This window comes from Asticcacaulis aquihabitans (assembly GCF_032490435.1).
In the GTDB taxonomy this organism is placed as follows: Bacteria; Pseudomonadota; Alphaproteobacteria; order Caulobacterales; family Caulobacteraceae; genus Asticcacaulis.
Window position 1 is genome coordinate 214,167 of sequence record NZ_JAVGWM010000003.1, and the last position, 24,546, is coordinate 238,712.

Genomic DNA, 24,546 nt, shown 5'->3' on the forward strand with positions numbered 1-24,546 from the left:
GACTCGCCCCGATATCCACGAAGACAGATGACGCAACACCTGTTGCGCTGCCTGTTCCGGCTTTTCGGCCCAAATTTTAAAGGGAAAATTCTGGATCAAAGACGGCGAGGAGTCAAACCTCGCCGTCCTTTTGTCCGATATGGACGCAGGCCACATACCCAATTGGTCAGCCCCTGCGTTCATGTAGGGTCTTAGCCCCGCTTTTTATCGTCGCCGTCGACTTCTTCGAAGTCGGCATCGACAACGCCGTCATCTTCAGCCTGACCGGTAGACGCCTCAGCGCCGTCACCCGCCTGCTGAGCGGCGTACATGGCTTCACCCAACTTCATCGAAGCGGTCATCAGGGTCTGATGCTTCGCCTTGATGTCGTCGGCGTCTTCACCGTCCTTAGCTGTCTTGAGGTCGGCAATGGCAGTTTCGATTGCGGTCTTGTCCTCGTTCGAAACCTTATCGCCGAAGTCCTTGACGGCCTTTTCGGTCGAATGGATCAAGGCGTCGGCCTGGTTGCGGGCCTCGATCAGCGCCTTGCGCTTTTCGTCTTCGCCCTTGTTGGCTTCGGCGGTCTTGATCATTTCCTCGATATCCGCATCGGAGAGGCCGCCATTGGCCTGGATACGGATCGAGTGCTCCTTGTTGGTAGCCTTGTCCTTGGCGTGGACCTGGACGATACCGTTAGCGTCGATGTCGAACGTGACTTCGATCTGCGGCACGCCGCGCGGTGCGGGCGGAATGCCAACCAGGTCGAACTGACCCAACAGCTTATTGTCCTGTGCCATCGGGCGCTCGCCCTGGAAGCAGCGGATCGTCACGGCCGACTGGTTGTCATCGGCGGTCGAGAAGACCTGAGACTTCTTGGTCGGGATCGTGGTGTTACGCTCGATCAACGGCGTGAACACACCGCCCAGGGTTTCGATGCCGAGCGTCAGCGGAGTGACGTCGAGCAGCAGGACGTCCTTGACGTCGCCTTGCAGAACGCCGGCCTGGATGGCGGCGCCGAGCGCGACGACTTCGTCCGGGTTGACACCCTTGTGCGGTTCGCGACCGAAGAAGGTCTTAACGGCTTCGGCAACCTTGGGCATACGCGTCATGCCACCGACCAGAACGACTTCGTCGATGTCCGAAGCCTTCAGGCCGGCATCCTTCAGCGCCTGCTGGCAAGGGCCAATGGTCTTTGCGATCAGGTCTTCAACCAGGCTTTCCAGCTTGGCGCGGGTCAGCTTGAGGTTCAGGTGCAGCGGGCCCGAAGCGTTCATCGAGATGAAGGGCAGGTTCAGATCGTACTGGGCAACCGTCGACAGTTCCTTCTTGGCCTTTTCAGCCTCTTCCTTAAGGCGTTGCAGGGCCAGCTTGTCGGAACGCAGGTCGACGCCGTTTTCCTTCTTGAACTCGTCGGCCAGGTAATCGACGACACGCATGTCGAAGTCTTCACCGCCGAGGAAGGTGTCGCCGTTGGTCGATTTCACTTCGAAGACGCCATCACCGATTTCAAGAACCGAGACGTCGAAGGTGCCGCCACCGAGGTCGTAGACGGCGATCTTCTTGTTGTTGTCCTTGTCCAGGCCATAGGCCAGGGCGGCAGCGGTCGGCTCGTTGATGATGCGCAGGACTTCAAGGCCGGCGATCTTGCCGGCATCCTTGGTTGCCTGACGCTGGGCGTCGTTGAAATAGGCCGGGACCGTGATGACGGCCTGGGTGACGGTTTCGCCGAGATAGGCTTCGGCGGCTTCCTTCATCTTACCCAGGATGAAAGCGGAAATCTGTTGCGGCGAGTAATCCTTGCCGTGGGCCTTGACCCAGGCGTCGCCGTTGGCACCCTTGGTGATTTCGAAAGGCACCATGCCCTTGTCCTTCTGAACCATCGGGTCAGTATAGGTGCGGCCGATCAGGCGCTTGATGGCAAAGAGGGTGTTGGCGGGATTGGTCACCGCCTGACGCTTGGCGGGCTGGCCGACCAGGCGTTCCGTGTCGTCAACGATGGCGACGACCGACGGCGTGGTACGCACGCCTTCGGCATTTTCGATTACCTTCGGGGTCTTGCCGTCCATGACGGCGACGCAGGAGTTGGTCGTGCCGAGATCGATACCGATAATTTTAGCCATGGATAATATCTGCTCCGTTGAGGCGAATGGGTTTTGGCAGCCTTATGAATTAAGCGCCGCGAATGTCCATCCCCGTTAAGATGAATTACTGGGATTTTTCAAGCCCCCTGTTAACCAGGAGTGTCTGAAAGCTGTAGCCGATATGGGATATTTCAGTCTGCACGCAAGAGTAATGCCCTCAAAATTTTCAGGGCTTACCGATTGGCGCACGCCGGAAAGCCTAATGTGCGGTCTTCGCGCCGATTTACAAGCGGCTTGTCAGGCTGCGAAGGGGGATTATGGTCTGTTGGAACGCTTTTACGCGCGTTTCGGATGAAAAAACGCGTAAAAGCAAAGATGTCCGGACACAGGCGCGCATCCTCGATCAGGCGCCCATCATTGGAAGGCCGACCTTTATCGTCGAAATGATTGTCGTCTTGACCATAATCTTGTCTGAGCAAGGCCCATCGGGCATGGCAAATTGTCTTTGCTGCCCTGTAAGCCACGACTGAAACGACGGAGGCTCCATGTTTAAAATTCTTTTGACGCTCGGCGTTCTGACCGCCGCCATCACAGCCGGCGGCGCCAACGCCGCCAGCTTCGACTGCGCCAAGGCGCGAACACCGGACGAAAAGACGATCTGTCGCACCCAGGCACTCAGCGATGCCGACGTGAAGATGGCAACGCTGTTCAAGGTCAACACCCACCTGGTCATGATGGGCTCGCGTGGCGAAATGCAGGACCGCCAGCGCGCCTGGTTGGCCGACCGCGCCAAGTGCGCAAGCAACATCAAATGCCTGACGGCTGCCTATGCGCGACGCAACCAGGAACTGGAGCGTGACTTTGACGCGATCGCGTCACGCGGACCGTTTTAATCGTTTCACGCTTTCGGTCTATTCGCTCGGCCTGCCGCCCGTCTTCCATTCCGGCGTGAAGTCGCTATTGACCAGATATTCAACAGGGACGATCAGCGATTGGATCGCCGCGGTCATGAAGGGCAGGTTGAGGTTGGCGATGGTGTCATCGGGGGAATGGTAGGTCGGCGTGACGGCCCAGCCGGAAATGGTGTGAGCGACTATGCCCTTGAGCGCCAGGGAATAGTTATCCGACCGCTGGAAGAAATGTTGCTCCGGATAAGGGTCCGCCGCCAGGCGGGCGCCCTTTGCCTTAAGTGTTTCGCCCAGGTTCGACCGTTCGAATCCCGTCATCATGAGTTCGCCATCCGCGAGTTTCGGGTCTTGTGCGCCGATCATCTCGAATTCGAGATTGGCGACAATCCGCTCGAGCGGAATGGGCGGATGGTTCGCGAAGTAGGTGGACCCCATACCGCCGATTTCCTCCGCACCGTAGGCGACAAAAAGCAATCCTCGCTTGGGCTGCTTACCCGCGGCCAGGGCGTGGGCCACTTCCAGCACTGCCACCGTGCCCGATGCGTCATCATTGGCGCCGTGCATGACCGTGCCGTCGTCCAGCACACCCAGATGGTCGAGATGCGAGGTGACAAGAACGACGCCGGCTGACGGATCGCTGCCCGCCAGATAGCCGATCGCATTGGTGGTCGTGCTTTCGATCCGCTGCATGTCGCCCAGATCGAGCGTGAGCGTCACGCCCGTCTTGGCTTTCAGAGTGTCAAAGACCGCTGCTGGCAGAACAATCATTTCCGCGCGGCTGCGTTTCGGCGGGGCATCGGCCAGGAAGACCGGTGTCCGCGTTCGGCCGCCCATGGCGGCCCAACGCTTTTTGAGCGCGTCGCTTTCGCGCATGATAATCAGCTTGGCCCCTTTGGCTTCCGCTGCGCCGATCCAGTCGGACACAGGCGTCTTGTCGGACACAGCCAGCATGATGACGTCACCGGCTGGCACCGTGGCGGGGTCTTCGCCCGTAGCTATAACCAGCTTGCCAGTCACCGAACGGCCCGCTGAGTAGTAGAGCACCAGCCCCTTGCTTTCGTCTAACTCGAAATTGCCAGCGGTCAGGCGCGCCTTTCCGCTGGGTTTGAATTTCACCACCGTGGCCGTCTGCAGGTAGCCGTTCATGCCCGGTGCGGGCGTCAAGCCGTAGCTTTCGAACTGAGCGGCCACATAGGCCGCCGCAATGGCTTCGTCGCGTGTGGCGCTGCGGCGTCCTTGCAGGGCGTCGCTGGCCAGAAACGCCTCATGAGCGCGCACCCAGCGCGGTTCGACGACCCACGCGGCGGGCGGTTGGGCTGGCGCGGGCTGCGCGACCGGTGCTTGGGCTGCATGCGTGTCCGTCGATTGTCTCGTAGCCCCTTGCGCCATGGACGGGCCGGAACTGAGCGCGACCAAGCTGGCAGCAAGAAAGAGACGACGTATCAGCATGTAAGGCCCCTGGCGAATGCGAGTGTTGGTGTTTGGATCAGTGTTAGGAGCCGTGACTATCGTCGTCAAGCAACGGCTTGAGCGTCTATGGTTAAGCCCGTGTCAAGCCACTAGATATAGGGGTGAACAAACCGGGAATCGCGCAGAGTCAGCGATTCGTCGCTGATTCGTTTCCGTCGTGTTCAAGGTCTGTGGCAAATATCGTTTACCTTTGATTCGCCCACAGGCGGGACAGCAAAAAACCCTCCGGTTTTGCCGGAGGGTTCGTGTCTTTCAGAGGCCTGGTTACTCAGCCTGGGTGTCGATGCGGTCGCCGGTATCGGCGTCGTCGCTGTCGTAACCGTTCTTGGCTGGGGCGGGGGCTGACCCCTTAGCCGCAACCGCGACCATGGCCGGCCGGATCACGCGGCCGAACAGTTCATAACCGGCCTGCATCACCATGATCACGCCCCCACCGTCGACATCCGTCGAAGGCTGTTCCATCACCGCCTGGTGCAGGTTCGGGTCGAATTTGTCACCCTTAAGCGGGTTGATCTTCTTGACGCCATTCTTTTCGAACGCGCCCGCCAGTTCTTTCTCCGTCATGTCGATGCCGGCGATGAAGTTCTTGAACGCCGGGTCGGCGACGTCGGCGGGAACCGAAGCCAGGGCGCGCGACAGGACGTCAGCGACACCCAGCAGGCTCTGGGCAAATTTCTGGATTCCGAAGGCGCGGGCGTCATTGCCCTCGCGCTCGGCGCGGCGTTTGATATTTTCGACTTCGGCGGCATAACGCAGCGCCTGTTCCTTCAGGGCGGCGTTTTCGGCAGTCAGCTTTTCCAGCTCGGCATTGAGAAGCGCGGTGGCGTCCTGTTCCAGGTCGGCATTGCCGGCTTCGTTTTCGATTTCGTCACTCATCTCATAGTCCTTCGTACATACAGGTCGCCCCTTTTACTCAAGCAGGCGACCCAGAATCCGGGCGGTGTAGTCCACAAGTGGGATGATGCGCGCATAATTCAACCGCGCCGGCCCGATCACGCCAATCGCGCCCATCACCTTGGGGCCACCCCGCGACCCTTGCGGGTGGCTCACCATGTAGGGCGCTGCAATAACAGCCGAGCCCGATAAAGAAAACAGTTTCGACTCCGAACCGATAAAAATTCTCACACCCTGGGCGTCCTTGACGTCGTCCAGAAGGTCGATCAGCTCTTCTTTCTGTTCCAAGTCCTCAAACAGGGAGCGTACCCGTTCCAGATCCTCGAGGCTTTGCGTCTGTTCGAGCAGGTTGGCGCGGCCACGTACGATCAGGGCGCGTTTTTCCTTGTCACCACCGGACCAGACCGCCAGTCCATCTTCGATCAACTGCGCTGCTGCTTCATCGAGTTTCTGGCGCTCCGCCTCCAGTTCGGCCTTCAGTTCGACCCGCGCCTCGGACAGGGTGCGTCCTCGTAGGTGGGTATTGAGATAGTTGGACGCCTCCATCAGCACAGATGGCGTCATGCCCGGTGCCAGCGGCATCAGCCGGTTTTCCACCCGGCCGTCCCCAAAAACCAGGACGGCCAAGGCCTGCTCTGCCGACAGGGCGATGAATTCGACATGTTTCACGCCGGATTCGAACGATGGCGTCATGACAACCCCGGCCCCGCCGGCCAGACCTGACAGCATTTGGCTGGCTTCACGCATGGCCTGATCGAAAGTCTGGCCCCGGCCGGTCAGGCGCGCCTCAATGTCACGCTTGGCTTCGTCCGACAGGTCGCCGATTTCCAGCAGCCCATCAACGAACAAGCGCAGACCCTGATGGGTCGGCAGTCGGCCGGAAGAGGTGTGCGGTGCCGACAAAAGACCCAGATGCGCCAGATCCTGCATGGTGTTGCGGATCGAGGCCGGTGACAGCGCAACACCGCCGCGTGAAATTGTGCGCGATCCAACAGGCTCACCGGTTTCGAGATAGGTTTCCACGACGTGCCGAAAAATATCGCGGGCGCGCTGGTCCATCTCGCTTAAGGAGGCGGTCGAGTTCAGCAAACCGGACATGTGCGGGGAAATGGTCATTAGCTGCCAATTTAGCAAAGCTTTGCGTTTCCCGCCAAGCCTTTATGAAGGCGGTGTTGGCGCCACAATTATGCCACAAAGGCGGGTGAATCCTGACCGCAATGCAACCGAAGAGGGCGTCATGCGCGGAGTCACGTTTCCATCATATGGTTTGGCGACATATGGTCTGGCCATCCTGAGCTTTGCGCTGGTGGCTAGTGGCGGCACGGCCTCCGCAAAAGATTACACCTACGCGGCGCCGGTGTCGCCGGCGGTAGCCGAGGCGCTGCAAACACCGGCCAAACCCCAGCCGCCGGCACAATTGGCCCAGAGGGATGAGGCGATCGCCATCGATACGACGCCCGGGCAGATTCGTCCGGCCACCCGCATCGCCGACACATGGCGTCATGACGGTGAACATCGTGGCTTTGTCTGCGCCGACAAAAAATGCAAAACCCAGACACCAGTCTATAACACCCTCAGCCCGCTTGAGCAGGAGCAGGGCCGTATTCAGCCCTGAGGCCCCAACGACACCCGGCTTAAGTCAAGCAAGCCGTCCGGAAACACTGGGAACACGAGCTTACTAAAATGAAAGTGGGCGCCTATTTCCGTGCTTCAAATAATCGGGAAATAGACCAAGTTTAGGGTTTCACGCCACGATGAGACCTGTTACGGCAAGGCCATAATCATATGAGGCCTTCCATGTCGCACTTCGACGCCCTGTCCGCCCTGAAAACCATTCGTCCGTCCAACCGCAAACCCGATCAGATGCGCGCCGTCACGCTGGAAACCGGCGTCACCCGCTATGCGGAAGGATCGTGTCTCGTGTCCTTCGGCCACACCAAGGTGTTGGTCACGGCGTCGCTGGAACAGGGCGTGCCGGGCTTCCTGAAGGGTAAGGGGCAGGGATGGGTGACGGCGGAATACGGCATGTTGCCCCGGTCCACCCATACCCGGTCGCGCCGCGAAGCCGCTGCCGGCAAGCAATCGGGCCGGACCCAGGAAATCCAGCGCCTGATCGGTCGCTCGATGCGCGCCATCATTGACCTGAAGGCCCTTGGCGAACGCCAGATCACTATCGACTGTGACGTCATCCAGGCCGACGGCGGCACCCGCACGGCGTCAATCACCGGCGCCTGGGTTGCCTTGTCAATGGCTTGCAACAAACTGGTCGCCGACAAGGTGCTCGAAAAATCGCCGATCCTCGACCAAGTGGCGGCCATTTCCTGCGGCATTTTCGAAGGCACGCCGGTTCTGGATCTGGATTACGACGAAGACTCGAACGCCGAAACCGACGCCAACTTTGTCATTACGGGCGCCGCAGACGCGGTCGAAATCCAGGCGACCGGCGAAAAGCGTGGGTTTTCGCGCGATGAATTCAACGCCCTATATGATCTGGGCCTGAAGGGTGCGAAGGAATTGTTCGAGCTGCAAAACGCGGCCCTGGCCGGTTAATCCGCGTCTGCGACATATTCAATCAGGTCCGACGGCTGGCAATTCAGGCAGCGGCAAAGACAATCGATCGTCTTCAAACGCAGCGCTTGAGCCTTCTGATCGCGCAGGACTTCCAGGTCGCGCACACTGATTCCCGTACGGTCGGATAGTTCGACGATCGACAGGCGCCGTCGCGCGAGCAACTCGGCCAGTTTGAGTTTGATCATCCACGCCTCGGTAAAACGGGGGCGGGCATTGCGGAGGCAAACAGGCTCATATGGTGTGGTCCACTTCCTTGCGCAGGCGTGCGCCTTCCTTGAACACTTCTGCCAAGACGAACACCACCAGCACCGAGAACCAGGTGGTGACGGCGCGCAGACCGTAGATCGGTTCAAAGTGCAGATGGAAAACGCCCGAGGCGACGAATCGGACCATGTAGCCAAAGATTTCCAATGCGCCCAGTCCAAATCCGATCCAGCGCAGGCGGGTGGTGTTGTCCGGGTGAAAGACATCGCCTTCCGCCAGGGTCTGGAAAATACGGCGGGTCCAGTGCATGACCAGCAGGTAGCCGCCCAGCGACAGGCCGAAGGCGATGAACATGACGGCCATTGAGGTCGCCGATAGATCGCTGGCGATATTCAGGCGGCGCACGACTTCTGAGGCCAGGTTCGGCACCGACAGCAGGCAGACGGCGACGACGATGACCAGGAAGATTAGAACGTAAAGGCCGTAATAGACGACATCGAGCGCCGTTTTCAGCAGGCTGGAAATCGAGCGCGGCCCCAGAAAGCGCATGGTTATCGTGTCCTCAGTGTTCAGACTTAAACCCTTTCACAAAATCGGCACAAAAAACAAGTGACCTCTTTGTAACCTGGGCTATACAGGGGCCGCTCACCGCTATGGCATCCCGAGCCTACACTTAAGACACTGACCAGAGACCCTGATATGAGCCTGCACCTGATCCCCGGCCAGAAACTGATCGCCGCCACGCATAATCCCGGCAAGGCAGTCGAAATTTCGGCCATGCTGGAGGGCCGCTATGAGGTGATCACGGCCGGGTCGCTCGGCCTGCCTGAACCGCCGGAAACCGAAGTCAGCTTTATCGGCAACGCCATCCTGAAAGCGCGTCACGCCGCGATGCAAGCTGGCCTTGTCGCCTTGGCGGACGATTCCGGCCTGAGCATCGAAGCGCTTGACGGCGATCCCGGCATATACAGCGCGCGCTGGGCCGGGCCGCATAAGGATTTCGATCGCGCGATGGAAGTGATAGAGCACAAGATGCGTATCGCGCGCGAGACGGAGGGTAAGACCAGTCTCAAGGCCTGGTTTACATGTGCCCTGGCCGTGGCGTGGCCGGAAGGGCATGCCGCCGTATTCGAGGGCCGTGTCGACGGCCAGATCGTCTTCCCGCGCCGAGGCGACATGGGCTTCGGCTACGATCCGATCTTCCAGCCCGACGGCTATGACATCACATTCGCGGAGATGGCGCCCGAAGTGAAGGACCGGATCAGCCACCGTCACCTCGCCTTCGAGCAATTGCGGGCGGCGCTTTTTTGAGCCCCTTAAGCCTCTACATACATTGGCCCTATTGTTCGCGCATCTGTCCCTATTGCGATTTCAACGTTACGCGCGACCGGCAGCAGGCCAGTCAGCGCCCCCTGTTCGAAGCCATTCTGGCCGATATGCGCCGCCAGGCGGACGGTCTGGGGCCACGCCATCTGGCCAGCGTCTTTTTCGGTGGCGGCACGCCGTCGCTGCTGCCGCCCGATTGGGTCGGCGAACTGATCGATCAGGCAAAGCAACTTTTTCCGTATACGGACGATATTGAAATCACGCTCGAAGCCAATCCGACGGATGCGGAAATCGCCCGCTTCGCCGGCTTCCGCGCGGCGGGTGTCAATCGGCTGTCCCTGGGAGTGCAGTCGCTCAATGACGACACGTTGGCCTTCCTGGGCCGCAACCATTCCGCCGCCAGCGCCATTGCGGGCATAGAGACGGCGCAAAGCGTTTTCGGCCGCGTCTCGCTTGATCTGATCTACGCCCTGCCCGGGCAGACCCCCGATGCCTGGGAAGAGGAACTGCGCCGCGCCGCCGCCTTGGGTGTCGAACACATATCGCCTTACCAACTGACCATAGAGCAAACGACCGCTTTCGGCCGGGCCGTCCGTCGCGGTCAATGGTCGCCGCCCAAGGCGGACCTGGCCGAAGACTTCTATTTCCGCACCCTGGCTGTGCTGCAAAGTCTCGGCTTCGAGGCCTATGAGGTATCCAACCACGCCTGCGGTCCGTCCGCCCGTTCGGCCCATAACGTCAAGATATGGGAAGGCGTCGACTATATGGGCATAGGTCCCGGCGCCCATGGCAGGTTGACCCGCGACGGCGTGCGTCACGCCACGGTGGCCCTGAGTGACCTCAGGGCCTATACGGCCGCGGAAAACCCTATCGAATCCGCGATGCTTACGGCCGACGAAGCCGAAGAAGAGGCCTTGATGCTGGGCTTGCGGCTGACCGAAGGTGTCGCCCTCAGCCGCCTCCCCTCCCTGCCCATACAGGAAAAAGCCGCACCGCTGATCGAACAGGGGTTCATGGAATTGAGCGCAGGCCGCCTTCGCGCCACACCCGCCGGTCGCGTTGTACTGGACAGGCTGCTATTGGAGCTTCTAAGCTAGATCATGGAATCCTTATTCGCCCCGCCGCCAAAGCCGGTCAGCCCCGGCCTCTACATCGTCGCCACGCCGATTGGCAATCTTCGCGATATCACCCTGCGGGCGCTTGATATCCTGCGCGCTGCCGATGTGGTGCTGGCCGAAGACACGCGCGTCGCTGGAAAGCTGATGGCTGCCTACGACCTGAAGAAAAAGCTGCTGCGCTATGACGACCATGCCGGCGACAAGATTTTGCCGGAAATTCTCGACCGCCTGGCCCAGGGTCAGGTAGTCGCCCAGATATCTGACGCTGGTACACCGCTGATCAACGATCCCGGTTTCCGCCTGGTCAGCGAGGCGCAAAAAGCGGGTGCGGCCGTCCACCCCATTCCCGGCGCCTCGGCCGTGCTGGCGGCATTGTGTCTGTCGGGCCTGCCGACGGACCGCTTCCTGTTTGCCGGATTCCTGCCCAACAAATCGGCGGCGCGGAAAACCTTTCTTGGGGAATTTGTCACTCAGTCGGCCACTCTGGTCATGTTCGAAACGGGCCCGCGCTTGCATGACTCGCTCATGGATATGGCCGAGGTTCTGGGAGACCGTGACGCCTGTATCTGCCGGGAGCTGACCAAGCTGTACGAAACTGCCCATCGCGGCCGATTAAGCGATTTGATTTCCGATCCGGCGCTGGCTGAACCCAAGGGTGAAATCGTCATCGTCATTGCCCCACCGGTCGCCGCGGCGCCATCCACCGACAATCTGGAAGAGGCGCTGAAACTGGCGTTGGAACAGTATGCACCGGCCGATGCCGCCAGGCAGCTGTCCCAGATGTTCGGCCTGCCGCGCAAGATGATCTACCAGAAGGCGCTTGAAATGCAGGGCAAGGCGCGTGGCTGACCGGGCGGCGCGCGGTCTCAAAGCCTTTAAGCGCGGCCATCTCGCCGAATATATTGCCCTTATCCATCTGATGCTCAAAGGCTATCGGATACTCGGTTTTCGATTGAAAACGCCGCAGGGCGAAATCGACATCTTAGCCCAGAAAGGCCAGCGTTTGGCCGTGGTCGAGGTCAAGCAACGCCGCCGCCGCGAAGAGGCGTTTGAAACTGTCTCTTACGTTCAGCAGGACCGCCTGTGGCAGGCCGGTCTCAGCCTTCAGGCCAGGCGGCCGCGTCTGGCCCGGCTCGATCTCAATATCGATCTCTATATTGTCGCCTCCGGGCAATGGCCCGAACATCGCATCAATGCTTTCGAGAAAACAGAACGCTATTAGACTGACGTGCGGCTTTGGGCTTGCCTTGTCCGATGCATAATCACATATGGGGCGTGCGGCCGGATAGAGGGCCGAACTTCGGGAGAGCCCCATGAGCCTGCGCGTCGCCGTCCAGATGGACCCCATCGAAAAGATCAATATCGCCGGGGACACGACCTTTCTGCTGATGATGGCGGCCCAAAGGCGTGGGCACAGCCTGTGGGTCTATCAACCCGAACATCTCAGCTACGAGGATGGCAGGCCCTTCGCTCGTGCGCGTAAGGTGACCCTGCGCGACGTTAAGGGCGACCACGTCACGGCCGGCGACTTTGAAACCCTTGACCTGGCCGACGATGTGGACGTCATCCTGATGCGTCAGGATCCGCCGTTCGACATCGCCTATATCACCGCGACCTACTTCCTCGAAACGGTCCATCCGAAAACACTCGTCGTCAACAACCCGACCAGCGTGCGGGACGCGCCGGAAAAGCTTCTGGCAACACGCTTCCCAGGTCTCCAGCCGCCGACCTTGATTTCGTCCGATCCGGTCGCCCTGCATGACTTCTTCGAACGCCACGGCGACTGTATCCTGAAACCGCTGCACGGCGCCGCTGGGAACGGCATCATCAAGCTCAAGGCCGGCGACCGCAATCTGGATGCCCTGATCGAACTGTTCGGCAATATGAGTCGCGAGCCGGTCATCCTGCAAAAATTCATTCCTGCGGTTAGTGCTGGCGATAAGCGCATTATCCTGATCGACGGCGAAATCGCGGGCGGCATTAACCGCGTGCCGGAAGCCGGCGCCGTACGGTCCAATCTGCGGGTCGGCGGGACCGCTGAGCCGCTGGTGCTCACAAAACGTGATCGCGAGATCTGTGAAATCCTCAAGCCCGTGCTGAAGGAAAAAGGTCTTATGTTTGTGGGCATTGACGTAATCGGTGATTATTTGACCGAAATCAATGTCACCTCACCCACCGGGGCTGTACAACTGAAGGCCTTCGAAGGGATTGATGTCGGCGATATTTTATGGGATCGCATAGACGAGACGCTGAAAGGCGCCTGACACCTGCGCCCTGATGGCGAAGTTTGATGATTGACAAGGCTTGATGACGAGGCCTTGCCGTCGCAAAATATGCAGAGCCGGCGGGCCTGTTCTTGGCCCGCGCCGTGACCTTTTCCACCCTTAGCGCTGGAAGCGTGTCGTGTTGCGCCATTGTTCTGTTTTTGTTCTTGATTTGTGTTTTTCTCTCACCTATGCTGTGGATAATTCCAGTATCCGCGTACCCGGGAAATAGCCCAGGAAAAAATAGTAGCGAGAGAGGGGCGCGGCATGCCGGCACGTATCACCACCATCGCCTTTGAAGGCGCCGAAGCCCGTCGGGTCGAAGCCGAGGTCGTCTTTACCAATGGCCAGGTCGGATTTCAGGTTGTAGGCTTGGGTGATAAGGCTGTGGCGGAAAGCCGGGAACGGGTGAGGGGTGCCTTTGCCGGCATGGGGCTCAGCCTGCCGGGCAAGCGGATCGTCGCTGCCCTGTCACCGGCTGACCTGCCGAAGGAAGGCTCCCATTTCGACTTGCCTATCGCCCTGGCCGTCATGACCGCCATGGGCATTATCCCCGAAGATGCCCTGTCGGGCTATGTTTGCATCGGCGAACTCATGCTCGACGGACGGATCGCGCCGGTCAGCGGTGCTCTGCCTGCCGCCATGGCGGCCAACGGCTTTGACATGGGGCTGATCTGCCCGGCCGACAACGGTCCGGAAGCGGCATGGTCGGGCAATCCATCCATCCTGGCGCCGGCATCGCTGATTTCGCTGATCAACCATTTCAAGGGCCACGCTGTATTGACGCCACCCCAGCGCGGGGCGCCGAAAATTTCGGAAAAACCGCTCGACCTCAATGAGGTCAAGGGACAGGAAACGCCCAAGCGCGCTTTGGAAATTGCCGCCGCCGGGGGCCATAACCTGCTGTTCGTCGGGCCGCCGGGCTCAGGCAAATCGATGCTGGCGCAACGTCTGCCAGGCATATTGCCGCCGTTGACCTCGCGCGAATTGCTGGAGACATCACAGGTCTGGTCGATGGCCGGGCTTATTGCCAAGGGTGAACTCACTCAGGAACGTCCTTTCCGTGCCCCTCACCATTCTGCCTCCATGGCGGCCCTGACCGGCGGCGGCATGCGCGCACGGCCTGGTGAAGTCTCCCTGGCGCACAATGGCGTTCTGTTTCTCGATGAATTGCCGGAGTTCTCGCCCCAGGCCTTGGACAGCCTGCGTCAGCCACTCGAAACCAATGAAGTCATAGTGGCGCGGGCCAATCATCACATCAAATATCCGGCGCGGGTGCAATTGGTCGCGGCGATGAATCCGTGCCGCTGCGGCCACGGTGGTGTCGGCAAAGGCGCCTGCGGCAAGGCCCCGCGCTGCATAAAAGATTATCAAAGCCGGGTATCGGGGCCGCTTATGGACCGCATCGATCTGCAGATCGACGTCCCGCCGGTCACGGCCATGGACCTGTCCTTGCCGCCGCCGACCGAGGGATCGAAGGCGGTCGCCGCGCGTGTACAGGCCGCCCGCGACATTCAACTTGAGCGGGCCCGTCGCCTCGACCTGCCGAGTGACAATGGTCTCAACGCGACGGCCTATGGCGCGGGATTGGAACAAATCTGCGCTCTTGACGATCAGGCCCGCGCCCTGCTTACCCAGGCGGCGCAACAGACCGGCCTTAGCGCCCGCGGCTGGACACGTACCCTGCGCTTGGCGCGGACGATCGCCGATCTGGAACAGTGCGGGCCGGTCTTGCGTCGTCACGTGGCCGAAGCTCTGATCTATCGCCGGACCGCGGCCGCCGACAATCAGGTGGAAGCTCGGTTGCAGATGCGGATTCCGGGTTGAATACACCCTATGTTAATCAAGCCTTTGAGCTAACTTAACCTTTTTGGTCTAGGGTCCGCCTATCAGAAGATAGATTGCGGAAAAATCCGAATGACCATTCCCCTCACCGGGCCCGACGCCTCTAAAGCCACCGAAGAGCGCTTATCGCCTGAGGAACGGCTGAAGGCTCGCGAAGACTTTTTTCGCCTGATGAGCCATGAAATCCGAACGCCGCTCAACGGCGTCATGGGTATGCTGTCTCTGCTGACGCGCACCTCTCTCACTCCGGATCAAGCCTCCTATATCCAGACCGCGCGCGAATCCGGTGATCACCTGCTTACGCTGGTTAACGACCTGCTCGACTATGCGCGCATGGATGCCGGTCACATTGCGCTCGAAGTCAGCGAAGTCCGCCTTGAGCCGTTGTTGCAGGGGGTCGCTGAGCTGCTGTCGCCGCGCGCCCATGCCAATGGGATCGAGGTTGTCTGGTCGCTCAACCCGCGCCTAGACTATATCCATGCCGACGAAGGCCGACTACGCCAGATTCTGTTCAATCTGGCCGGCAATGCGATCAAATTCACGACGCAGGGTGGGGTGCTGATCCATGTCGGTCTGTCTGAATCCGGTCTGATCGTTTTCAGCGTCAGAGACACCGGCGCCGGCATTCCCGTAGAGGCCCGCGCCCGCATTTTCGAGGAATATGGTCAGGTCGAACCCAGCCACGCCACCCGTTACGGCGGCGCAGGCCTGGGTCTTGTGGTCGTCAAGAAGCTGGTCGAAGTCATGAACGGTACTCTTACGCTTGAGTCCGAAATGGGCAAGGGCTCGATCTTCACCGTCGAATTCCGCGCGCCGTACGGCCTCAGCAACGAGACCCCGCGTTCGCAATACCCCCACGCCATCGCCTTTATCGGTGATAACGCTGTCCTGGCCGAAGGCGCCCAATGCCATCTGGCCGCTGCTTATTGCCGTCTTAGCCGCGTCGCACGTCCGGAAGATATTTTCGACCCGCAGGCCATCCTGCTGGCCGATCGTGCCGCCTTCATGACGCCAACGAAGGCGCCCTCGTCACGTAGTCTCATCCTGCTGGCCCCCGAAGAACGCGACGAGATCGATGCCTGGCGTGAACAGGGTTGGGCCGGCTATCTGATAAAGCCTTTACGCCGTTCGTCCGTGTTGGAACGTCTTGAAACCCTGCACGACCGGTCACGTGATACGCCGGACGCGGGCCATAATGACGACGACCGTATCGTCAGCGAAGCCGCGCCGGACAAATCGGTATTGCTGGTCGAAGACAATCCGGTCAACGCCCTGCTGGCGCAGATCCTGCTCCAGCGCGAAGGCTGCCGCGTAGAGCGGGCCGCATCAGGTGAAGAGGCGATCGACATTCTCAAGCAACGCAATTTCGATATTATCTTCATGGATTTGGGTCTGCCTGGGCTGGACGGTATCGGTACCACACGTGAAGTCCGGGCTCTGGGCATCCGCACGCCGATCATTGCCCTGACCGCCAACGCTTATGAAGAAGACCGCCGCGCCAGTATTCATGCCGGCATGAACGATTTCCTCACCAAGCCGATCGAGCTGGTGGCGTTGAAGCATCGCTTGCAGACCTGGGCCTGTGAACCGCGCGAAGCCAAAAGCGCGTAATCTCCAGATCACCGGAATCGGGAAGAGACTCCGAACCTTTACAGCATAGCCAAAGCCACTTACCGTCTCCGCCTGAACGGACAGGGGACATGAATGAACGCGTCTGATGCTAAGGATAAGCCGAAAATATCGGCGCTGGCGGCCTTGCTGGCCTTTTTCCGCCCTAAGCCCTTGCTGATGCTGGCGCTCGGGTATGCTTCCGGCATGCCGTTCCTGCTGGTGAACGATACCCTGAGTGCCTGGCTGCGGGTCGAAGGTCTGTCACTTCAGGTGATTGGCTTTTTCGTGCTGGTTACCTTTTCCTACACCTTGAAATTCATGTGGGCACCGCTACTGGACCGACTGAATGTGCCGTGGCTGAACGACAGGCTGGGGCATCGCCGTGCCTGGATGCTGGTCTTGCAAGCCGCCGTGGCGCTTGGGCTGCTTGGCATCGCCGCCACCAATCCGACAGTCAATTTAGGCCAAATGGCCGCCTTTGCGGCCTTGACCGCCTTTTTTGGTGCGAGCCAGGACATTGTTATGGACGCCTGGCGGATCGAATCCGTCGAACCTGAGCTGCAAGGGATCATGACGGCGGCTTATCAATGGGGTTATCGCATCGCGATGATGGTGGCCGGCGCCGTGCCGCTGATCCTGTCGTCGCGGATCGGCTGGCCCCTGGCTTACGCCACCATGGCGTTGATGATGATCATTGGCTGGATCGCCGTGCTGCTCGCGCCGCGCGGACCCGCGCACCATCCGCGTCCGATTCATTACGAAGGCCTGGCGGTGCGGCCGGCGCTTGAGGTCATGGAATGGATCGGCCGCGCCCTGCTTATCCTTATCGCGGCACTCGCCATGGGGTCGGGCCTGACTGCCAATGCCGACCTGATAAATGGCCTGATTGGACACATCGGCGTCAGCCTAGATGCCCAGGCCGCGTTCAAGGCCGCCTTTACCTCGAAGCAGACCGGACCGTTCCTGCAAATTCCATTTACACTGGTGGGTCTTGCCCTGATGATGGGCGCCTGCCTGCCCCTTCCTTGGCCGACGCGTCCCGGCGCCTATTTCAAAGGCGCGTTTATTGAGCCTCTGGCTGACTTTTTCCGACGGTACAAGGATTGGGCGGGTTTCATCTTCGCCCTGATCTGCCTGTACCGGATCAGCGAATTCACGCTCAGCATCATGAACCCGTTTTATGTCGATCTCGGCTTTTCGCTGGACGTGGTCGGAGAGATGCGCAAGGGCTTTGGCGTACTGATGCTGGTTATCGGCGTGGGTATCGCCGGCTGGCTGATCGCGCGGTTCGGCGTGCGCAAGTCGTTGCTTATCGGCGCCATTGTCGGGCCATTCAGCCATATCGGCTTCATGTGGTTGGCCTGCGCCGGTCATTCCCTGCCGATCTTCGCCGTCGCCCTCGCTATGGACAATATCGCCGCCTCTATCGCCGGCACGGCCTTGATCGCCTATATGTCCACCCTGGTGTCGCCGCAATATACGGCGCCGCAATACGCAATATTCTCAAGCTTCTACGCTATTCTAGGCAAGCTTGTAGCTTCACAGTCCGGCCGTATCGTCGAAGGTTCGGCCAAGGCGGCCGATGCCGGCGGCTTTAGTGCTATCTTCAAGGGATTGATGGGGCACCTGCACGCCGATTCCTACACGGTCGCCTCGGCGAAGCTGGCGGTAACGCCCGCTGCCATGGGAGCGGGTTATTTCGCCTTTTTCGCCTATACGATCGTCATCGGCTTCGTCGCCATCGCCATGTGCATCTGGTTGCATATCCGGCGCGTCGAAGGCAGCGAACTCAAGGCCGAACAGCCGCAACCGGAATAGATCGCCGTTCTGACTCAATCAGAACGGCGCGCGCGTCAGGCCTTTTTCGCCTGAACATTCATCAGTGACTTCACGCTGCCCAGTACGCCGATCATGCCATAGGCAAAGACGTACATCAGGAAGTATTGCGCAACCGACTCGATGTGCTGGATGTCGGCCCAGGCTGGCCGGCCACCGGATACGACCGGCAGGAAAATGTTGAATGCCAGAACTAGGACCAAGGCAGCCGCAGCCTTAATGGCGTATTTCTCGGGCTTTTTTTGCAATAGACCGATCACGATGGCGACGACCAGGATGGGCAAGGGATTGACGCTGCCCAGGGCCGCGCGAAAACCGTCGCTGACACTGATAAAAAACTGCCAGATATCGTTCATAGGGTATCCTTCATCTCGCTAAAAACAAGGGTACGCACTCCGCCGGGAACAGCGATACTCGCGCGTGCCGCTTAAGGGGCGGACCAGCGCAACGCAGGTAAAGACAAGGTGGGCCATTGCGACGGCCCACCATCACCTTACCATGGTTAACGAAAAATCAAAAAACCATGCGGATTTCGGCGGACTACACCGCCTTATGGCTATTGGTCTTTGGCCCGATGAGGGAAAGGGTGAGCTTTATCAAGCCCATAATACGAATCGTTGCATAGGCAATCAACAGCAGCATCGCGATCTGTATCTGCACTTCCAACTGCAACACATCGGGCCAGATCGCCTGGTAGCCTATGGCGCGCGGCAGCAGAGCGGTAATAACGACCGCCGGGATAACCGCAAGGATCGCCAATATCCACGCAGGCATTCGACGTGACTGTATCATGCCGAAAAAGAGCCCGAAAATCACCACCGGGACGGGGTTGAGCCCGATCAGGGCGGCCTGGGTCGAATCCCACATGGCCCAAAGGAACTGCGTAAAATCACCCATTGGAGGTCTCTTTCAAAAGCCGGTGTCCAGCTTGATTAAAACCAACAAGTCTGAACCTCTTTTGAGGTCGTAGTTCACGCCCCGTTCATCGGCGCGCTTTGACCCGTCTGTCGTAATGATCAGGCTGAGCCGATTTGTGTTTCCTACAAAATGGAAATGTCGAAATATAGATCACAAATGTGTGCTGATGGGCGAATTGGACTCGCCCATCAGGTGAAATTTATCGCCCGGTCGATCCGAAACCGCCTTCACCCCGCGCGGTAGTCTCCAATGCTTCCGGTGTTTCCCATACAATGCGCGCATGTTGGGCCACCACCATCTGGGCGATGCGGTCGCCGCGGCGGATGACAAAATCTTCCGAACCAAGATTGACGAGGATGACGCCGACCTCTCCCCGATAATCGCTATCGACCGTGCCGGGCGAATTCAGGCAAGTGATGCCGAATTTCAATGCCAGGCCGGACCGGGGACGCACCTGGACCTCATACCCTTGCGGTACGGATAGTTTCAAACCCGTCGGCACCAGGGCGCGACCCATGGGTTTCAGCACCAGGTCTTCGCCTTCTGCAATGGCGGCCCTCAGGTCGAGGCCCGCTGAACCGTCTGTTTCGTAGGCGGGCAGGGCCAGACCTGTCGCGTGCGGCAATTGAAGGACATGGGCGGTTACAGTCATGGTGGGCGCTTTCGAGACAGAAAATGGGGATCAGACCGGCTGGCCAAGGGTATCAAGCCGCCTCAGGATATAGGCGGAGAGGAAATCGGCGACATCGGCCTTGGTCGTGCCGGGAATGGGGGTGAAGCCGTCGAGATCGACCAGGGTGGCGGCATTGCTACCGGTGCCGAATACGCCTTCGGACACATCATTGGCGACGATGGCGTCGCAGCCCTTGGAGGCCAGCTTGGCCTTGGCGTAGTCTTCCAGCTTCTGCGTCTCGGCGGCGAAACCGATGACGAGGCGCGGGCGCTGTTCCAGGTGCTTGGACACGGATTCGAGAATGTCGGGATTTTTCACGAAAACCACCGACAATTCGTTGTCTGAGGTCTTTTTCTGTTTTTCCGAGGCGATGTCCCGGGCCCGCCAGTCGGCGACGGCGGCTACGCCGATAAAGACGTCGCAGGGTAGGTGCGCATGGACGGCGGTATACATGTCCTGCGCGGTTTCGACCTCGATCCGCGTTACGCCCGGCGGTGTGGCCAGGGCAACGGGGCCGGAAATCAGAGTCACGTCGGCGCCGTCGCGCGCCAGCCTTTCGGCGATGGCATAACCTTGCTTGCCGGAAGACCGGTTGGTCAGGCCGCGCACGGGATCGAGCGGTTCGAAGGTCGGGCCGGCCGTCAGGACGATCTTGCGCCCTTTAAGCGGGCCTTCGCTCCCACCGAGGTGCAGCCGAATGGCGGCGAGGATCGCCTCAGGCTCGCTCATGCGGCCCAGACCATATTCGCCGCAGGCCATATCGCCCTCGTCCGGGCCGGTGAACAAAGCGCCGTCCGCCCGGAGAGTCGCCAGGTTGCGCTGCGTGGCGGGGTGGTGCCACATGCGCACATTCATAGCCGGTGCCAGAAGTACGCGCTTGTCGGTGGCCAGCAAAAGCGTCGAGGCCAGGTCGTCAGCCAGCCCGTTCGCCAGCTTTGACATCATATTGGCTGTGGCTGGTGCTACCACGACCAGATCGGCCTGACGCGACAGTATGATATGACCCATTTCGGTTTCGTCGGTCAGGTCAAACAGGTCGGTATAGACCTTGTCACCCGACAGGGCGGCCGCCGTCAAAGGCGTGACAAAGGCCTGGGCCGCTTCGGTCAGGACGACGCGGACCGCAATGCCCGATTTTTTGAGCAAGCGTATCAGCTCCAGCGATTTATAGGCCGCTATGCCGCCGCCGATGATCAGCAATACACGCGGTTGCGCCGTCATGCGGTCTCCTTTGCGAATTGCGCCGCTTGTGCCATAGGTAAGCAGACGGAAGCAAGGGGACAAGACGTGCGGGCACTGTGGCTATTTTTATTGCTGCTGGGACTGGCGGCTTGTGACGCCGGGCCATCGGCGGTTCTGCCGGATGGTGCGGGCGCGGCGCCGACCTCACAGGCCCAGCCCGAAAAAGCACCCGCCTGGGCGCAAAAGCCCGATCAGGCTGTGCCTGCTTCCGCCGGGCCAGTTGAACAGGCGTCGATGCCTATTCCGGGTGAAGCGTCCTATGCCCGCGCCGATGCGCCGCATCTGGGGGAACCGCTCCCCCTGCCCAAGGGGCCGCGCGCGGACATCAGCGAAACGCGGTACGGGGATTGGCCCCTGTGGTCCAAGAACCGCAAATATTCGGCCGACGAAAACGCTCACTACCACTTCGAACGTCACGGGCCAGAGTTTTCGGCCAAGTCCTATCCCGACTATATGGCCATGGTGCACGGCTTCATCCATAATCCACCCCCCGGCACCCAGACCCTGAAACGCAGCAATGGGGATACCCTGTTCTACGACCCGAAGGGCAATGTCTTCGCGGTCATGACCAAGGCCGGTGCCCCGCGCACGGTATTCAGGCCGGACAACGGCGCGGCCTATTGGCAAAAGCAGAAGCAGATCGAAAGTGAACGCCGGACGCCCCGCCGCGACAGTTTCGGGACCGCCGATTAGATCGCCTGAGTCGCGGCCGAAGTCGTAGCGGCGGTCATGACGCGACTTAATGCCGCCTGCAGAACTTTCAGTTCGTACGGCTTGGGCAACAGCTCGACACCCTCATTGGCCGCATCGTGGCGCGCGGCTTCGGGGTATCCGGTCGTCAGCAAGACGGGCAGGCCAGGGCGGCGGCGATGAATTTCGCGCGCCAGTTCGATGCCGTTCATACCGCCCGGCATCATGATGTCGGAAAAGACAATATCGACGGCCCGTCCGTTGGCCAAGGCGCCCAACGCCCCCTGCGCGCTGGCGGCGCGGGTGACATCGAAGCCGAGTTGCGCCAGCATTTCGGCCACGAGGGTAGCCACCTCCTCATCGTCTTCGACCAGCAGCACCGTCCCATGCGGTCCGTTTACCGCCGTATCCAGGCGCACTGGCACCCCTGTCTCTTCGGGCGTGGCATAGGCGCGCGGCAGATAGAGCGTAACGATCGTGCCCTGATCGACCACGCTTTCAATTTCGACGGCCCCGCCGGACTGATGGGCGAAACCATAGACCTGTGGCAGACCCAGTCCGGTTCCCTTGCCGACGTCCTTGGTGGTGAAAAACGGTTCGAAGACGCGCGCCAGAACGTCCTTCGTCATGCCGAAGCCAGTGTCCTCTACACCGAGTCTGACAAAGTCGCCTTCCTGGCCGTCGTGAGCCAGGTGGATATTTTCGGCTGAAATGGTGATGCACCCGCCATTAGGCATGGCATCGCGCGCGTTGACACACAAATTAAGCACCACCAGTTCCAGTTCCGACGGGTCGGCGGTCACGGGCCACAGGTCGCGCGGAAACTGGGTTTCGATCTGGATATTGGCGCCGAGCGTCCGGTCTAGCAATTCACGCATGCCGCCAACCTGACGCACCAGATCGACCGGCTCGGGCCGCAGGGCCTGGCGGCGCGAAAAGGCCAGCAATTGCCGGGTCAGGGAGGCGCCGCGTTCGGCCGCCTGGCGCATGCCCGCCTGGATGCGCTGGCGCTTGTCGGTGTCGGGCTGGCGCTCCAGTATGCTCAGGCCGCCGGTAATGACCATCAGCAGGTTATTGAAATCGTGGGCGATGCCGCCGGTCAACTGGCCGATGGCTTCGATCTTCTGCGACTGACGCAATTGTTCTTCCGCTTCGGTCAACCGTGCCTGGTCGCGCAACCGTTCTGTTACGTCGTAGACGAACTGATAGGCGCCGATTACGCGCCCCTCCTTGTCGCGCAAGGGGTTGAATTTCATCTCGTAATAGCGCGGGTCGGGGCTGTCTTCTCCCATCGGCTCGACCGCCGTGAACGGGTCGCCGGACAGGGCCCGCTGCCATACCTGGCGGATGGTGGCCTGCGGCTTCGGGTGGTCTGCCAGGGCATTCAACATATTGTCACCGGCTGCGGGGCGGACGCCGAAAATGCGCTCGAAGGCGTCTGCACTGGCCTTGTTGACGCTGAGCCAGTTGAAATCAAGATCGATCACTTGGATCATAGCGTCGGTTGATTCAACGATATCGGCCAACAGCTTGCGTTCGGCCACCGCCGCATTAACCCGCTTTTCCAGGGTTTCGTTCAGTTCACGCAACTTTTCTTCGGCCTGCTTGCGCGCGGTAATGTCTGCAGCGGTGCCGACAACGCGGACGCATACGCCGTCATCATTGAAAATGCCCCGGCCGCGTGACGATACCCACCGGACCACACCGTCCTCGATACCGACGGTGCGGTATTCGACGTCATAGGTGGCCCGGATAGCCGGGTCGGTCGCAGCCGCGAATTTGGCGCGCGCCTCGTCACGATCTTCCGGATGCAGGCCCGCGATATAATGGTCGATGACTGTGGGCACGTCGGCGGACAGACCGAACATCGCTTTGACGCGCGGCTGCCAATATAGCTGACCACTGGTCAGATCGACATCCCACAGGCCAATGCCTGCCGCTTCGGTCGCCAGACGCAGTTGCTCCTCGGACCGCCGCAAAGCCTCCTCGGCCTTGTGTGCCTCCGTGACATCAAATCCTTCGCAAAATATGCCGGAGATCGTGCCGGTGTCATCACGCATCGGCTCATAGATGAAATCGAGTATACGCACCGATTCCACAGCTTGCGGGCCGGCATGAAACCGCACCGGAGTCGCCTTGAAAATCAGGCGTTCCCCGCTGGTATAAACGTGGTCCATGGCTTCGTAAAAGCCTTGTCCTGCGATGTCGGGAAAGGCCTCACGCAAGGGCTTTCCAACCCAGTCGTGGCTGTTGAACAGTTGGCGGTGGGCATTGTTGACGAACTCGAAAACGTGCGTCGGGCCCTGCATGATGCAGACAAAGCTGGGGGCCTGTTCAAACATACTGCGCAGGCGTGTCATCTCCGCCGAGCGTTTCTGCTCTGCCAGGACGGTCTGCGTGGTTTCAGATACCAGGACCAGCACGCCGCCGACGCGGTTCGGTGCACTGTCCTCATCGATCGGCGAATAGCTGTATGTCCACCATGTATCTTCGCGCTTGCCGTCGCGCGTCAGTGGGATGCGGTCGTTTTCATGCCATGTGGCGCCATCACCCGCCATCACCTGAGCAACCTGCGGGCCGATAATGTGCCAGATTTCCTCCCACACCACGGCGCCTCGGTTGCCAAGCGCGATGGCGTGTCGCTCGCGTCCGAGCAACTGGCGATATCCATCATTATACAGACAGATCGCATCGAGACCCCAGAACAGAAAGACGGGATGACGCGTATTCAGCATCAGGCGGACGCAGGTGCGCAGGGATTGCGGCCAAGCCTGCGGAGGGCCTAAGGGCGTGGCAGTCCAGTCCTTGGCGCGCATCAGCGTTGCCATTTCGCCCTCGCCGGCAAGGAAAGCCAGTTCGGACCTATGTTCGCTTTCCGGTGCCGTCTGAGTCATTCAGCCCTCGTTGTCGCGACCG

Annotated in this window: 23 protein-coding genes; 12 read left to right on the forward strand and 11 right to left on the reverse strand. The window is 60.1% G+C overall.

Annotated elements, in window-relative coordinates:
- Positions 1-191 precede the first annotated feature (191 nt).
- The gene (dnaK, locus tag RCJ00_RS11700) at positions 192-2,099 is read right to left on the reverse strand and encodes a molecular chaperone DnaK (protein ID WP_316222105.1); all 1,908 of its coding nucleotides are present in this window, start codon (positions 2,097-2,099) and stop codon (positions 192-194) included.
- 506 nt (positions 2,100-2,605) lie between these two features.
- Between dnaK and RCJ00_RS11705 the strand changes: the two genes are divergently transcribed.
- Positions 2,606-2,953 carry a lysozyme inhibitor LprI family protein gene (locus tag RCJ00_RS11705; RefSeq protein WP_316222106.1) on the forward strand — a complete coding sequence of 116 codons (348 nt, stop codon included), beginning with the start codon at positions 2,606-2,608 and terminating at the stop codon, positions 2,951-2,953.
- Positions 2,954-2,971: 18 nt separating this feature from the next.
- Here RCJ00_RS11705 and RCJ00_RS11710 read toward each other — a convergent pair whose 3' ends face one another.
- The 3 genes from RCJ00_RS11710 to hrcA all read right to left on the reverse strand — a co-directional run bounded on the left by RCJ00_RS11710 (position 2,972) and on the right by hrcA (position 6,448).
- The gene (locus RCJ00_RS11710; protein ID WP_316222107.1) at positions 2,972-4,417 is read right to left on the reverse strand and encodes a M28 family metallopeptidase; all 1,446 of its coding nucleotides are present in this window, start codon (positions 4,415-4,417) and stop codon (positions 2,972-2,974) included.
- 285 nt (positions 4,418-4,702) lie between these two features.
- The gene (gene grpE, locus RCJ00_RS11715; RefSeq protein ID WP_023456145.1) at positions 4,703-5,314 is read right to left on the reverse strand and encodes a nucleotide exchange factor GrpE; all 612 of its coding nucleotides are present in this window, start codon (positions 5,312-5,314) and stop codon (positions 4,703-4,705) included.
- Between the two features lie 33 nt (positions 5,315-5,347).
- The gene (hrcA, locus tag RCJ00_RS11720) at positions 5,348-6,448 is read right to left on the reverse strand and encodes a heat-inducible transcriptional repressor HrcA (protein WP_162148911.1); all 1,101 of its coding nucleotides are present in this window, start codon (positions 6,446-6,448) and stop codon (positions 5,348-5,350) included.
- A 121-nt stretch (positions 6,449-6,569) separates the two neighbouring features.
- Here hrcA and RCJ00_RS11725 point away from each other — a divergent pair, with 121 nt between their 5' ends.
- Together RCJ00_RS11725 and rph are read left to right on the forward strand one after the other, a co-directional pair.
- The gene (locus RCJ00_RS11725) at positions 6,570-6,947 is read left to right on the forward strand and encodes a hypothetical protein (RefSeq protein ID WP_316222109.1); all 378 of its coding nucleotides are present in this window, start codon (positions 6,570-6,572) and stop codon (positions 6,945-6,947) included.
- A gap of 218 nt (positions 6,948-7,165) precedes the next feature.
- Complete coding sequence (rph, locus tag RCJ00_RS11730) at positions 7,166-7,882, forward strand: ribonuclease PH (protein WP_316222790.1); 717 nt, start codon at positions 7,166-7,168, stop codon at positions 7,880-7,882.
- Here rph and RCJ00_RS11735 read toward each other — a convergent pair.
- A complete protein-coding gene (locus RCJ00_RS11735) occupies positions 7,879-8,088 on the reverse strand; it encodes a helix-turn-helix domain-containing protein (RefSeq protein WP_316222110.1) in 210 nt (69 codons plus the stop codon). The genes rph and RCJ00_RS11735 overlap by 4 nt on opposite strands.
- 46 nt (positions 8,089-8,134) lie before the next feature.
- On the reverse strand, positions 8,135-8,656 hold the full coding sequence (locus RCJ00_RS11740; RefSeq protein WP_316222112.1) for a DUF2975 domain-containing protein: 522 nt from the start codon (positions 8,654-8,656) through the stop codon (positions 8,135-8,137).
- A 150-nt stretch (positions 8,657-8,806) separates the two neighbouring features.
- On the opposite strand from RCJ00_RS11740, the gene rdgB reads away from it, so the two are divergent.
- From rdgB to RCJ00_RS11780, 8 genes are all read left to right on the forward strand, one after another.
- Positions 8,807-9,418, forward strand: a complete 612-nt coding sequence (gene rdgB / locus RCJ00_RS11745) for an RdgB/HAM1 family non-canonical purine NTP pyrophosphatase (protein ID WP_316222113.1) — start codon at positions 8,807-8,809, stop codon at positions 9,416-9,418.
- The gene (hemW, locus tag RCJ00_RS11750) at positions 9,415-10,530 is read left to right on the forward strand and encodes a radical SAM family heme chaperone HemW (RefSeq protein ID WP_316222114.1); all 1,116 of its coding nucleotides are present in this window, start codon (positions 9,415-9,417) and stop codon (positions 10,528-10,530) included. The genes rdgB and hemW overlap by 4 nt, the downstream gene beginning before the upstream one ends.
- 3 nt (positions 10,531-10,533) lie before the next feature.
- Complete coding sequence (gene rsmI, locus RCJ00_RS11755) at positions 10,534-11,400, forward strand: 16S rRNA (cytidine(1402)-2'-O)-methyltransferase (protein ID WP_316222115.1); 867 nt, start codon at positions 10,534-10,536, stop codon at positions 11,398-11,400.
- Positions 11,393-11,773, forward strand: coding sequence for a YraN family protein (locus tag RCJ00_RS11760; protein ID WP_316222116.1), 381 nt, complete (start codon positions 11,393-11,395; stop codon positions 11,771-11,773). The genes rsmI and RCJ00_RS11760 overlap by 8 nt, the downstream gene beginning before the upstream one ends.
- Before the next feature lie 91 nt (positions 11,774-11,864).
- Positions 11,865-12,815 (forward strand): glutathione synthase, encoded by a 951-nt coding sequence (gene gshB, locus RCJ00_RS11765; RefSeq protein ID WP_316222117.1) that lies wholly within the window; start codon positions 11,865-11,867, stop codon positions 12,813-12,815.
- A 267-nt stretch (positions 12,816-13,082) separates the two neighbouring features.
- Positions 13,083-14,642 carry a YifB family Mg chelatase-like AAA ATPase gene (locus RCJ00_RS11770; RefSeq protein ID WP_316222118.1) on the forward strand — a complete coding sequence of 520 codons (1,560 nt, stop codon included), beginning with the start codon at positions 13,083-13,085 and terminating at the stop codon, positions 14,640-14,642.
- A 90-nt stretch (positions 14,643-14,732) separates the two neighbouring features.
- On the forward strand, positions 14,733-16,271 hold the full coding sequence (locus RCJ00_RS11775) for a response regulator (protein ID WP_316222119.1): 1,539 nt from the start codon (positions 14,733-14,735) through the stop codon (positions 16,269-16,271).
- 93 nt (positions 16,272-16,364) lie between these two features.
- Positions 16,365-18,089 carry an AmpG family muropeptide MFS transporter gene (locus RCJ00_RS11780; RefSeq protein WP_316222120.1) on the forward strand — a complete coding sequence of 575 codons (1,725 nt, stop codon included), beginning with the start codon at positions 16,365-16,367 and terminating at the stop codon, positions 18,087-18,089.
- 35 nt (positions 18,090-18,124) lie between these two features.
- Here RCJ00_RS11780 and RCJ00_RS11785 read toward each other — a convergent pair whose 3' ends face one another.
- The 4 genes from RCJ00_RS11785 to coaBC all read right to left on the reverse strand — a co-directional run bounded on the left by RCJ00_RS11785 (position 18,125) and on the right by coaBC (position 20,919).
- A complete protein-coding gene (locus RCJ00_RS11785) occupies positions 18,125-18,463 on the reverse strand; it encodes a hypothetical protein (protein ID WP_316222122.1) in 339 nt (112 codons plus the stop codon).
- Positions 18,464-18,647: 184 nt separating this feature from the next.
- A complete protein-coding gene (locus tag RCJ00_RS11790) occupies positions 18,648-19,004 on the reverse strand; it encodes a hypothetical protein (protein WP_316222124.1) in 357 nt (118 codons plus the stop codon).
- A gap of 220 nt (positions 19,005-19,224) precedes the next feature.
- Positions 19,225-19,677: a dUTP diphosphatase gene (gene dut, locus RCJ00_RS11795; protein WP_316222125.1), complete on the reverse strand. Its 453-nt coding sequence runs from the start codon at positions 19,675-19,677 to the stop codon at positions 19,225-19,227.
- A gap of 30 nt (positions 19,678-19,707) precedes the next feature.
- Positions 19,708-20,919 (reverse strand): bifunctional phosphopantothenoylcysteine decarboxylase/phosphopantothenate--cysteine ligase CoaBC, encoded by a 1,212-nt coding sequence (gene coaBC, locus RCJ00_RS11800; RefSeq protein WP_316222126.1) that lies wholly within the window; start codon positions 20,917-20,919, stop codon positions 19,708-19,710.
- 66 nt (positions 20,920-20,985) lie between these two features.
- Between coaBC and RCJ00_RS11805 the strand changes: the two genes are divergently transcribed.
- The gene (locus tag RCJ00_RS11805; protein ID WP_316222128.1) at positions 20,986-21,633 is read left to right on the forward strand and encodes a hypothetical protein; all 648 of its coding nucleotides are present in this window, start codon (positions 20,986-20,988) and stop codon (positions 21,631-21,633) included.
- Here the strand turns inward: RCJ00_RS11805 and RCJ00_RS11810 are convergent.
- On the reverse strand, positions 21,630-24,524 hold the full coding sequence (locus RCJ00_RS11810; protein ID WP_316222129.1) for a PAS domain-containing protein: 2,895 nt from the start codon (positions 24,522-24,524) through the stop codon (positions 21,630-21,632). The genes RCJ00_RS11805 and RCJ00_RS11810 overlap by 4 nt on opposite strands.
- Positions 24,525-24,546: the final 22 nt, after the last annotated feature.

Bases quoted from the DNA above. Each gene is read 5' to 3' on its own strand.
- dnaK (WP_316222105.1), bottom strand. From the start codon at position 2,099: ATGGCTAAAATTATCGGTATCGATCTCGGCACGACCAACTCCTGCGTC.
- RCJ00_RS11705 (WP_316222106.1), top strand. From the start codon at position 2,606: ATGTTTAAAATTCTTTTGACGCTCGGCGTTCTGACCGCCGCCATCACA.
- RCJ00_RS11710 (WP_316222107.1), bottom strand. From the start codon at position 4,417: ATGCTGATACGTCGTCTCTTTCTTGCTGCCAGCTTGGTCGCGCTCAGT.
- grpE (WP_023456145.1), bottom strand. From the start codon at position 5,314: ATGAGTGACGAAATCGAAAACGAAGCCGGCAATGCCGACCTGGAACAG.
- hrcA (WP_162148911.1), bottom strand. From the start codon at position 6,448: ATGACCATTTCCCCGCACATGTCCGGTTTGCTGAACTCGACCGCCTCC.
- RCJ00_RS11725 (WP_316222109.1), top strand. From the start codon at position 6,570: ATGCGCGGAGTCACGTTTCCATCATATGGTTTGGCGACATATGGTCTG.
- RCJ00_RS11735 (WP_316222110.1), bottom strand. From the start codon at position 8,088: ATGATCAAACTCAAACTGGCCGAGTTGCTCGCGCGACGGCGCCTGTCG.
- RCJ00_RS11740 (WP_316222112.1), bottom strand. From the start codon at position 8,656: ATGCGCTTTCTGGGGCCGCGCTCGATTTCCAGCCTGCTGAAAACGGCG.
- rdgB (WP_316222113.1), top strand. From the start codon at position 8,807: ATGAGCCTGCACCTGATCCCCGGCCAGAAACTGATCGCCGCCACGCAT.
- rsmI (WP_316222115.1), top strand. From the start codon at position 10,534: ATGGAATCCTTATTCGCCCCGCCGCCAAAGCCGGTCAGCCCCGGCCTC.
- gshB (WP_316222117.1), top strand. From the start codon at position 11,865: ATGAGCCTGCGCGTCGCCGTCCAGATGGACCCCATCGAAAAGATCAAT.
- RCJ00_RS11770 (WP_316222118.1), top strand. From the start codon at position 13,083: ATGCCGGCACGTATCACCACCATCGCCTTTGAAGGCGCCGAAGCCCGT.
- RCJ00_RS11775 (WP_316222119.1), top strand. From the start codon at position 14,733: ATGACCATTCCCCTCACCGGGCCCGACGCCTCTAAAGCCACCGAAGAG.
- RCJ00_RS11780 (WP_316222120.1), top strand. From the start codon at position 16,365: ATGAACGCGTCTGATGCTAAGGATAAGCCGAAAATATCGGCGCTGGCG.
- RCJ00_RS11785 (WP_316222122.1), bottom strand. From the start codon at position 18,463: ATGAACGATATCTGGCAGTTTTTTATCAGTGTCAGCGACGGTTTTCGC.
- RCJ00_RS11790 (WP_316222124.1), bottom strand. From the start codon at position 19,004: ATGGGTGATTTTACGCAGTTCCTTTGGGCCATGTGGGATTCGACCCAG.
- dut (WP_316222125.1), bottom strand. From the start codon at position 19,677: ATGACTGTAACCGCCCATGTCCTTCAATTGCCGCACGCGACAGGTCTG.
- coaBC (WP_316222126.1), bottom strand. From the start codon at position 20,919: ATGACGGCGCAACCGCGTGTATTGCTGATCATCGGCGGCGGCATAGCG.
- RCJ00_RS11810 (WP_316222129.1), bottom strand. From the start codon at position 24,524: ATGACTCAGACGGCACCGGAAAGCGAACATAGGTCCGAACTGGCTTTC.